Origin of the sequence: Collinsella sp. TM09-10AT, from assembly GCF_003436275.1 — a bacterium.
GTDB lineage: Bacteria > Actinomycetota > Coriobacteriia > Coriobacteriales > Coriobacteriaceae > Collinsella.
Window position 1 is genome coordinate 1 of record NZ_QSOP01000005.1, and the last position, 789, is coordinate 789.

At 61.7% G+C, this 789-nt stretch carries 1 protein-coding gene; it reads right to left on the reverse strand.

What is annotated here, in order from left to right; all coding sequences use genetic code 11:
* Positions 1 to 536 (reverse strand): hypothetical protein (locus tag DXD77_RS03125; protein WP_147325412.1); only part of this gene is annotated, 536 nt, incomplete at its 3' end.
* Positions 537 to 789: the final 253 nt, after the last annotated feature.

The following is a 789-nucleotide window of genomic DNA, read 5'->3' on the forward strand; positions in this document are numbered from 1 at the left end:
CCCGCGAGGACGCGCCTCGTTGCGGTCGATAGGACGACGGAACAAACGGATATCAAGGTTCCGCCCGCAAGCAGCGCGAGAAGCAGGGTCGTGAAGACGTTTCCCGCGGTCGTGGTGGTAAGCGCGCCGTCATGGAAGAAGGCGATCGGGTACCCAATTTGCCCGAAGCCGTTTAGGGCCAAGGCGTAAATGCTCCCGGGTGCGAGGCCGGCGAGGAGCATCGCGGTCCCCGCGCCGATTATCGAAAACACGGTTTGGATAAGGCGCCGGAATTTGGGCGCGGGCGCCTTTGCCGCCAGGGTCCCGGGCCTTGTGGCGCCGAGCACGAGTATCGACGAGAGAAGGAAGGGAATGAAGGGAAGGAAAGACGGCGCCGTGGCAATGGTGTAAGGCAGGAAGGAAAGGAACGGCAGGTCGTTTGCGGAGGCCGGGATATCCGTGATGCCGGAGCTGCTCAGGGCACGGCAATATGCGAGCGCCGCGTCATTGGTCTCTCGGTCTCCCACGATGGACCCGGATTGGAAGCCTTCGCCCATGAGCGCGTAGTAGCTCTCGGCAGAATCGAGAAAGGCGGCGTCGGTTTGAGCGGCAAGGGCGGCGTTCGCGTATCTTGCAAGCTCCGCGTCAGTTTGCTGCTCTGGAGATAGGTCTGTGCCGCTGGCCTAGGGTGCGCGCGTATTGAATGCGTCGACAAAGCCCTGCATGCCCTGCTTCATAAAGAAGGGCCCGTAGATGGGTGAATTGAACGCAATGGGGACGGAGAAGGCTGCAGCGAGAACGAGCGTACAA